The 8641-nt window shown below is 69.2% G+C and carries 9 protein-coding genes and 1 pseudogene; 7 read left to right on the plus strand and 3 right to left on the minus strand.

Annotation, left to right across the window (positions count from 1 at the left end; genetic code table 11):
- The 3 genes and pseudogenes from ACT4N8_RS01905 to mmsB all read left to right on the plus strand — a co-directional run.
- Positions 1-517 (plus strand): annotated as a pseudogene (locus ACT4N8_RS01905) (hypothetical protein); the annotation flags it as partial.
- The gene (locus ACT4N8_RS01910; protein WP_444856448.1) at positions 514-1290 is read left to right on the plus strand and encodes an enoyl-CoA hydratase; all 777 of its coding nucleotides are present in this window, start codon (positions 514-516) and stop codon (positions 1288-1290) included. The pseudogene ACT4N8_RS01905 and the gene ACT4N8_RS01910, both read left to right, overlap by 4 nt.
- Positions 1291-1388: 98 nt before the next feature.
- A complete protein-coding gene (gene mmsB, locus ACT4N8_RS01915) occupies positions 1389-2291 on the plus strand; it encodes a 3-hydroxyisobutyrate dehydrogenase (protein WP_444856449.1) in 903 nt (300 codons plus the stop codon).
- A gap of 86 nt (positions 2292-2377) precedes the next feature.
- Here the strand turns inward: mmsB and ACT4N8_RS01920 are convergent, their stop codons facing one another.
- Positions 2378-3847 carry a glycerol kinase gene (locus ACT4N8_RS01920; RefSeq protein WP_444856450.1) on the minus strand — a complete coding sequence of 490 codons (1470 nt, stop codon included), beginning with the start codon at positions 3845-3847 and terminating at the stop codon, positions 2378-2380.
- 104 nt (positions 3848-3951) lie between these two features.
- On the opposite strand from ACT4N8_RS01920, the gene ACT4N8_RS01925 reads away from it, so the two are divergent.
- Genes ACT4N8_RS01925 through ACT4N8_RS01940 form a run of 4 tightly spaced genes read left to right on the plus strand, consistent with a single transcriptional unit; the run spans position 3952 to position 6589 of the window.
- The gene (locus tag ACT4N8_RS01925; protein WP_444856451.1) at positions 3952-4218 is read left to right on the plus strand and encodes a hypothetical protein; all 267 of its coding nucleotides are present in this window, start codon (positions 3952-3954) and stop codon (positions 4216-4218) included.
- An 8-nt stretch (positions 4219-4226) separates the two neighbouring features.
- A complete protein-coding gene (gene glpD / locus ACT4N8_RS01930; RefSeq protein WP_444856452.1) occupies positions 4227-5684 on the plus strand; it encodes a glycerol-3-phosphate dehydrogenase in 1458 nt (485 codons plus the stop codon).
- Between the two features lie 6 nt (positions 5685-5690).
- The gene (locus ACT4N8_RS01935) at positions 5691-6101 is read left to right on the plus strand and encodes a hypothetical protein (protein ID WP_444856453.1); all 411 of its coding nucleotides are present in this window, start codon (positions 5691-5693) and stop codon (positions 6099-6101) included.
- The gene (locus tag ACT4N8_RS01940; protein ID WP_444856454.1) at positions 6098-6589 is read left to right on the plus strand and encodes a hypothetical protein; all 492 of its coding nucleotides are present in this window, start codon (positions 6098-6100) and stop codon (positions 6587-6589) included. Before ACT4N8_RS01935 ends, ACT4N8_RS01940 begins: the two co-directional genes overlap by 4 nt.
- Here the strand turns inward: ACT4N8_RS01940 and ACT4N8_RS01945 are convergent.
- On the minus strand, positions 6570-7493 hold the full coding sequence (locus ACT4N8_RS01945) for a methyltransferase (protein ID WP_444856455.1): 924 nt from the start codon (positions 7491-7493) through the stop codon (positions 6570-6572). The genes ACT4N8_RS01940 and ACT4N8_RS01945 overlap by 20 nt on opposite strands.
- A 4-nt stretch (positions 7494-7497) precedes the next feature.
- Entirely contained in the window at positions 7498-8391 is an 894-nt protein-coding gene (locus ACT4N8_RS01950; RefSeq protein ID WP_444856456.1) for an iron-containing redox enzyme family protein, read from the minus strand.
- Positions 8392-8641 lie beyond the last annotated feature (250 nt).

The raw sequence follows: 8641 nt of genomic DNA on the forward strand, positions 1-8641 counted from the left end.
GATCTGGTCGTCGGTGGTCAGCCACTATCTGCTCGACAAGGAGGCGCCGCCTAGCGACATTCTCCACTGGTTCGCCGACGGCGCCCACATTCCGGCCGCCTTCCTGACCGAATGGACCAGGCGCATCCTCGTCGCCAACGAGCTGACCGAGCCCGGCGCGCTGGACATGGGGACGCCCGCCATGGTGATCTCGCTGAAGGACGACCATGTCTCCGCCTGGCAGGCGACCTATGACGGCGCCAAGCTCCTCGGCGCCGAGACTCAATTCCTGCTCGGCGGCTCCGGTCACAATGCCGGCGTGATCAACCCGCCGGCCGCGAACAAGCACGGCTATTGGACCAACGCGGCGATGCCGGAGACGGCGGAGCAATGGCTCGAAGGCGCCACTCGCCATGAAGGCTCATGGTGGCCCGAATGGCAGCAATGGCTGGTCCGCGATGGCGCCGAGAAAGTGAAAGCGCGCAAGCCTAAGAAGGAAATCGAGCCGGCTCCCGGCAGCTATGTGAGGATGCGATGAGCGACTACGAAACCATCCTGGTCGAGCAAAAGGGCGCGGTGACGCTCGTCACCCTCAACCGCCCGCAGGCGCTGAATGCGCTCAATTCGACGGTGCTCGCCGAGCTGATCGCCGCCTTCGCCGCCTACGACGCCGACGACAGCCAGTGCTGCCTCGTGCTCACCGGCTCGGAGAAAGCCTTCGCCGCCGGCGCCGACATCAAGGAGATGTCGGACCAGGGCTTCGCCTCGATGTACGCGTCCAATTTCTTCGCCGGCTGGGAGAAGGTCACCGCGACCCGCAAGCCCTGGATCGCCGCGGTCGCCGGCTATGCGCTGGGCGGCGGCTGCGAGGTCGCGATGATGGCCGATTTCATCATCGCCGCCGACACCGCCAAGTTCGGCCAGCCCGAGATCAAATTGGGCGTCACCCCCGGCATGGGCGGCTCGCAGCGCCTCACCCGCGCGGTCGGCACGGCCAAGGCGATGGAGATGTGCCTGACCGGCCGGATGATGGGCGCCGAGGAAGCCGAACGCTCGGGTCTCGTCGCAAGGGTCGTCCCCATCACCGAGCTGATCGACGAGGCGCTGAAGACCGCCGAGACGATCGCCTCGATGTCCCCGCTCGCCGCCATCGCCAACAAGGAAATGGTCAACGCCGCCTTCGAAAACGGCTTGGCGCAGGGCATCAATTTCGAGCGCCGGCTGTTCCACGGCCTGTTCGGCAGCGAGGACCAGAAGGAGGGCATGGCCGCCTTCGTGGAGAAACGCGATCCGGCGTGGAAGGGCCGGTAACCGTCATCCCGGCGAAGGCCGGGATCTCGTGGGGTGAAGGGCGCGGCGCGAGCCCGCGCTGAGACCCCGGCCTTCGCCGGGGCGACGAAAGGAAGAAAATGGCACGCATCGCCTTCATCGGCTTGGGAAACATGGGCGGCGGGATGGCCGCGAACCTCGCCAAGGCGGGGCACGACGTCGTCGCCTTTGATCTGGTCGAGGAGGCGCTGGCCCGCGCCGAGTCCCGCAGCTGCCGCCGCGCCGCCTCCGCCGCCGAAGCGGTCGCGGAGGCCGAGGCGGTGATCACGATGCTCCCCGCCGGGAAGCACGTTCGCGCCGTCTACGAGGCCGAGGTGATCGGCAAGGCGCCGGCGAGCGCGATCCTGATCGATTGCTCGACGATCGACGTCGCCACCGCGCGCGAGGAGATCGAGAAGGCCCGCGCCGCCGGCTATCTGATGACCGACGCCCCGGTCTCGGGCGGCATCGCCGCCGCCGAGGCCGGCACGCTCACCTTCATGGCCGGCGGCACCGAGGAGGCGTTCAAGCGCGCCGAGCCCTTTCTCGCGATGATGGGCAAGGCGGTGATCCACGCGGGCGCGCCCGGCGCCGGACAGGCCGCGAAGATCTGCAACAACATGCTCTTGGGCGCGTCGATGGCGGCGACCTGCGAGACCTTCGCGATGGCGAAAAAGCTGGGCTTGGACCTGCAGACCTTCTTCGACATCTCGTCCAAGGCCTCGGGCCAGTGCTGGTCGATGACGAGCTACTGTCCCGTCCCCGGCGTCGGCCCCGAAACCCCCGCCGACCGCGATTACGAGGGCGGTTTCGCAGCTGCTTTAATGTTAAAGGATCTCCGCCTGGCGATGGAGGCGGCGCAGAGCGTCGATGCCTACACGCCGATGGGCGCCGAGGCCGAGACCCTCTACGCCCGCTTCGCCGAAGCGCTCGGCGGCGGGGGGAAGGACTTCTCCGCGATCATCAAGATGATCGACGACAGCTGGCAGGCCGAGGCCGAATAATCTCGTCATCCCGGCAAAGGCCGGGAACTCAGGGAGAAACCCCGAGCCTGCTTGACCCGAGACCCCGGCCTTCGCCGGGGTGACGGCTAAGCGAGGAGGACGCCTTGCAGGGCATTCTGCCAGCCCGCCAGCCGCGCATCGCGCACGTCGTCCGTCATCGCCGGCGTGAAGCGCTCGACGGCGCCGCGCATCGCCGCCGCTTCCTCCAGCGAGCCGAACAGGCCGCAGCCGATTCCCGCCAGCATCGCCGCGCCGAGCGCCGTCGTCTCGACGAAGACCGGCCGCTCCACCTCGAGGTCCAGCACATCCGCCAGATCCTGCGCCAGCCACTCGTTCGCGCTCATCCCGCCGTCGATCCGGAGCCGCGCCCAGGCCGCGCCGTCGGCGGCGAAGGCGGCCATCAGATCGTGGGTCTGGTACGCCTGCGCCTCCAGCGCCGCGCGCACGACATGCGCCCGCCCCGCCGCGAAGGTGAGACCGGAGAGCGCCCCGCGCGCGTCGGGCTGCCAATGCGGCGCGCCGAGTCCGCAATGGGCGGGCACCAGATAGACGCCCCGATTGTCGTCGACCGAGGCGGCGATCGCCGCAGTCTCAGCCGAGGTCGCGACCAGCCCGAGCGAATCGCGCAGCCACTGAATCAGGCTCCCGGCAACGAACACCGAGCCTTCCAGCGCATAGGTGCTTACGCCGCCCAGTTGCCAGGCCACCGTCGTCAGCAGCCGGTTGGCCGAGACCCGCGCCTCGCCACCCGTATGGGTGAGCACGAACGCGCCGGTGCCGTAGGTCGCCTTGGTGTCGCCCGGCGCGAAGCAGGCCTGGCCGATCGCCGCCGCCTGCTGGTCGCCCGCCATCCCTGAGGTCGGCAACGCCGCGCCGAACAGCTCCGGCAGGGTTTCGCCGAACCGCCCGGCACAATCCACGATCTCCGGCAGCGCTGCACGCGGCGCCCCGAACAATTCGATCAGCCCCGCGTCCCAGCGCCCGGCATGGATGTCCATCAGCGCCGTCCGCGACGCGTTGGTCGCGTCCGATATGTGCAGCCCGCCGGTCAGCCGGAACACCAGCCAGCTCTCCACCGTGCCGATGCAGAGATCGTCGCCCGCCTCGGCCAGCTCCGGCCGGTTCGCCATCGCCCAGGCGATCTTGCTCCCCGAGAAATAGGGGTCGAGCAGCAGCCCCGTCTTTGCCTGCAGCGCCGCTTCGTGCCCCGTGCGCTTCAGCGCCGCGCACAGCTCCGCCGTGCGCCGGTCCTGCCAGACGATGGCGCGGCCCAGCGCCCGTCCCGTGCTCCGCCGCCAGAACACCACCGTCTCGCGCTGGTTGGTGATTCCAATCCCTGCAATCGCCTCCGCACCGCCCGCCGCCTCGGCCATCTCCCGCGCGCAGGCGAAGCTCGAGGCCCAGATTTCCTCGGCGTCATGCTCGACCCAGCCAGCTTGCGGGTAATGCTGCGCCAGCTCCCGCTGCGCCGAGCCGAGGCACTCGCCGCGGGGCGAGAACAGCATCGCCCTCGTGCTCGTCGGGCCCGCATCGATGACGAGGATTTTCTCGCTCACGATCCCATCCGTCACCCCGGCGAAGGCCGGGGTCCAGACGGCTTTGGTGACACGAAGGCGGCTTGGATTCCAGCTTTGGCTGGAATGACGGTAAGAGGAGCCCCATGAACCTCGACGACCAGCTCCGCCGCTATTTCGGCACCGCCGATCTCGCCTCCGTCCCGCCCCAGGCGCTCGCCGCGGGGATCGAGCATATGCAGGTCGATCTCGGCCTCGCGACCGATCCCCCCCGCCGCTTCGCGCTCTGGGCGCTGCTCCACATGCTCGGCGCCGCGCCCGATCTCGACATCGCCTTCAAGGACGAAGCCGACCGCGAGGCGGCGCGGAAATTCATGGACCTCGCTGGGGCCGCCGACGGCGACGAAGCCTGACCGGCCAGATGGACTCCTTCGATCTCCTCGTCGTCGGCGGCGGCATCAACGGGGCGGCGATCGCGCGCGACGCGGCGGGGCGCGGCCTCACCGTGCTGCTCGTCGAGAAGGACGATCTCGCCGCCCACACCAGCTCGGCCTCGTCCAAGCTGATCCACGGCGGCCTCAGGTATCTCGCCCAGTATGATTTCAGGCTGGTCCGCGAATCGCTGCGCGAGCGTGAGACGATGCTGCGCACCGCGCCGCATCTCGTCCGCCCCTTGCGCTTCATCCTGCCCGAGGCGCCCGGCGGCCGTCCCTGGTGGATGGTCCGCGCCGGGCTCGCGCTCTACGATCTGCTCGGCGGCCGCAAGAGCCTGCCGCGCGCGCGCGGCGTGCCCAAGAACGACGCCGCGGTCCGCGCACCCTTGCGCGACCCGAACGCAAAGCTCGCCGCTTATTGGGACGCCTGGGTGGACGACGCCCGCCTGGTCGTCCTCAACGCGCTCGACGCGAAGGAGCGCGGCGCCGAGATCGCCACCCGCACCGAATTGCTCTCCGCCCGCCGCGACGGCGACGCCTGGACCGCCACCCTCTCCGGCGGCCGCGATGTCCGCGCCGCGACGATCGTCAACGCCGCCGGCCCCTGGGTCGCGGAGGTGCTCGGGAACCGCCTCGGCGAGCAAAGCGAGGCCCGAGTCCGCCTGATCCGCGGCAGCCACGTCGCCGTCCCTCGCCTCCACGAGGGCGACCACGCCTACATCCTGCAGCAGCCGGATGGTCGCATCGTCTTCGTGTTGCCTTATGGCGCGCTCAGCCTGGTCGGCACCACCGACTGCCCCGCCGTCGGCCCCGACGACGACCGGGCCAGCCCCGCCGAGATCGACTATCTCTGCGCCGCGGCCAACGCCTACATGCGCCGCCGGATCGCGACCGCCGACGTGCGTTGGTCCTATGCCGGCATCCGCGCCCTTTACGACGACGGCGCCGCCGACGCCAAGAACGTCACCCGCGAGTACAGGCTCGAACTCGATCCCGACCCGGGGCCGAAACTGCTCTCCGTCTTCGGCGGCAAGCTCACCACCGCCCGCGCCCTCGCCGCCGAGGCGCTCGACAAGCTAGGAATCGGCGGCTTCAAGTTCACCCGCAATTCGCCGCTCCCCGGCGGCAACGTCACTCCTGTCTTCAACGCCCGACTCGAGGAGCTGGCCGAATGGCTACCCGCGCCGATGCTCGCCCGCATGGCCCAGGCCTACGGCACCCGCCTCGACGCGATCCTCGGCGATGCGATCAGCCTCGTGGACCTGGGTCGTCATTTCGGCGCCGGCCTCTACGAAGCCGAGGTCCGCCACCTGATCGACAACGAATTCGCCCGCACCCCCGAGGACATAATCTGGCGGCGCACCAAGCTCGGCCTGGAGATGAGCGCGAAGGAGCAGGCCGCCCTCGCCAAATGGCTGGGAACGCACCGACCGCAAGCCGGTTGAACCGCCATGCCCAGCGCCCTTGAAGCCGCGAGAACCGCCGGCACCAGCGACAGCGTGACCGGCTGGAAGCTCGATCGCGGCGAGCGCGCCGATCTGCTCCGCCGCTTCCCGCCCAGATATCGCAATCCAATCGCCGACCATGTCACCCTCGCCGGCAAGGCCACCGCCGACGCGCCGCTCCCGCAGGAGAACGGCGGCGAGATCGTCGGTCGCGCCGATGACGGGGAAGGCGTCGAAGCGATGGTCGTCCGCATCGCCGGCACCACCGACCGGCCCGACGGCTCGACCTTTCACATCACCTGGTCGCTCGAGGACGGCCGCCGCGCCAAAGAGAGCAACGACGTCATCGCCGAGCATGGCTGGACGCCGCTCTCGGAGCCGATTCCCATCGCCCTCGCCCCGGCCCGCTTCCGATGAGCCGCCAGCTCTACCTCGATTGCGACGGGGTCCTCGCCGATTTCGACAAGGGGGCGACCGCCGTGCTCGGCCTGCCACCTCGCGCCTATGAGAAGCGCCACGGCATCGGCCGCTTCTGGGCGAAGCTCGCCAGCGCGCCGGACTTCTATTTCGGCCTGCCGCTGATGGACGACGCGATGGAGCTGTTCGTGGCGGTGAAGCATCTCGATCCGATCATCCTCACCGGCCTGCCGCGCGGCAATTGGGCGGCCGACCAGAAGGTGCGCTGGGCCGCGGAATATTTCCCCGGCACCCGCATCATCACCACCATGGCCCGCGACAAGCGCGACCATGCCAAGGAAGGCGACGTCCTCGTCGACGATCAGGTGAGGCACCGCCACCTCTGGGAGGAGATCGGCGGGGTCTTCATCCACCACAAGAGCGCGAAGGCGAGCCTCGCCGCGCTCGCCGATTATTTCCCGCTGAAGATCAATGCCGCCGCTCGATGATGGCACCTATCGCTGCAATGCGCTCCACCCCGGCATAAGCTGGCTGGGTGAGTTCCTCGCCGAATATGTCGGGATCGAGCTCGGCGTAGCGGAGCGCGCAGTCGGGCGGGAGTGCGTCGCGCAACGCCGCTTCCAGGGGATCTGTGCCATTCACGATCGCGCTCCCGGTATAAAGCAGCACGCGGCCGCCGGGCGCGACGCGCCGCGCCGCGGCCAGCGCCCACGCCAGGGAGAGGTCCCCGCCCAGCCGGCCTCCGCCGTCCCGGTAGGTCCGCCTTGCCGGATCGGCGATGAAGGGCGGATTCATGATCGCGAAGGGAAAGCCCGGGGCGACATCGGACAGGCCGGTAGTGAGCGCGGTTTCGATCCGAAGCCCCGCGTGGCGCGCGTTGATGCGCGCGAACCGCAATGCGAGCGGGTTGATGTCGGTGAGCAGCGCCTCGCTTACCCTTCCCTCGCGCATCGCCGCGATCGCCCCCACGCCCGCCCCTGCGCCGACATCGACCAGCCGATCGGCGGTCGCCGCAGCGAGCTCCGCCAGGACGAAGCGCGCGAAACGATAGCTGTCCGGCCCGAAGAAGACGGCGTCGGAGCGCGTCGTCGGATAAGCCGAGTGGAGGAAGAGGAGAGAGTCCAGCGACGACACGCGCACGAGGCTGCGGAAGCCGCCCTCCGCGCCGGTGATCATTTCAGCACGTTCGAGCAGCTGGAACAGCGCGTCGGGCAGGACCGTGCGGGCGAAGGGCAGGCTCCATCCGAAAACGTCGCGCAGATCGCGCGCGGCCGACTTCTCGGGCCGGGCGATAATTCGCGCGTGGGTCGCGGGCGTCGGCGTGACGAAGCGATAGCCGTCGCCGGCGAGATGGTCGAGCAGCGCCAGGAGGGCGGCGTCGGCGCCGGTCAAGCCGTCACCACAAATGGGCGCGATATCTCTCGAAGCAGCGCTCGCCGCATTTGAGCCGGATCAGCGCGCCCTCCGCGATCGCGGTGGCGCGGCGCGGGTCCTCCGCGACCAAGGGTGCGAGTGCCTCCCTGTTCCACGCCTCGCTATGCTTGACGTCGAGCACGGCGTGAAGCTCGAAATAATGCCGCTCGCGCCCGGTGAGGCCAAGTCGCCGGAGCCCCGCGGCGACATGGGCGGCGCGTCCCGGCGCGGTCTGCTCGATCGCACCCAGGGCGCCGATCGCGTGCCAGGCGTAGCGCCGCGTCGTTGCCATCGCGGTCATCGCGTTGGCGAGAGCCAGGCTCTCCCGGACGGTGGCTTCGATCCGCGGGTCAAGCCGCAGCCGCGCGACCAGCGCATCCAGCATCGGGCCGTGCATGCCCTTTGGATTGCCGCGCCCCATCTCGTCCCAATAATTGCGCGCGAGCTCAAGCTTGGCGCGGGTCGGGAGCTTGACCTGCGCATAAGCGACGAGATCGTCGAAGCCCGCTTCGCCCGCCGCTTCCTGCTCCATGAACCAGCGGAAATCCGCGAGGGACGCCTGCTCGGCGAGCCAGGGAAAAAGCGGATCGCCCTGGCCGGGGCCGCTCTCCTCCAGCCCCTCGAACCAGCGCACGAAATGCCCCGGCTCGGTCGGCGCGGCCGCCGCTTCCTCCGCGATCTCGGCGCGAAGCGTTTCGAGGAAGTCGCCTTCCAGCCGAAGCAGCCGATGATCGCGCTCGAGCTGCAGCCGCCAGTCGGGCGAAGGCAGTCCCGGCTCAAGCCGCGCGCGATTCCAGCGTGCCAGCTCGCGCTGCACCTTGTCAGTCAGATAAGCACCCGTTGCAGCACGGGGTTCGTAGTTCAATTGAGTCGCCATGTGGCTTGATTTCCACCCTGTAATGAGCAGGGATAACCCATTGTTTACCCAGAGGGTTCCGGCTTTCGCTCATTACTGATCCAGATTAGCGAATGCGGCCCACGCGCCGTCCAGGGAGGAGAGATGCGGTTCCTCGGAGTCACCGAAACCTGCGACCTCGCGGCGCTCTACCTGGCGCTCGCCGAGGACGGGCACGAGGTCCGCATCTCGATCAGCGAGCCGCTCGCCCAAGGCACTCTCACCGGGATGC

It is taken from the genome of Sphingosinicella sp. (genome assembly GCF_052387495.1).
Lineage (GTDB): Bacteria > Pseudomonadota > Alphaproteobacteria > Sphingomonadales > Sphingomonadaceae > Allosphingosinicella.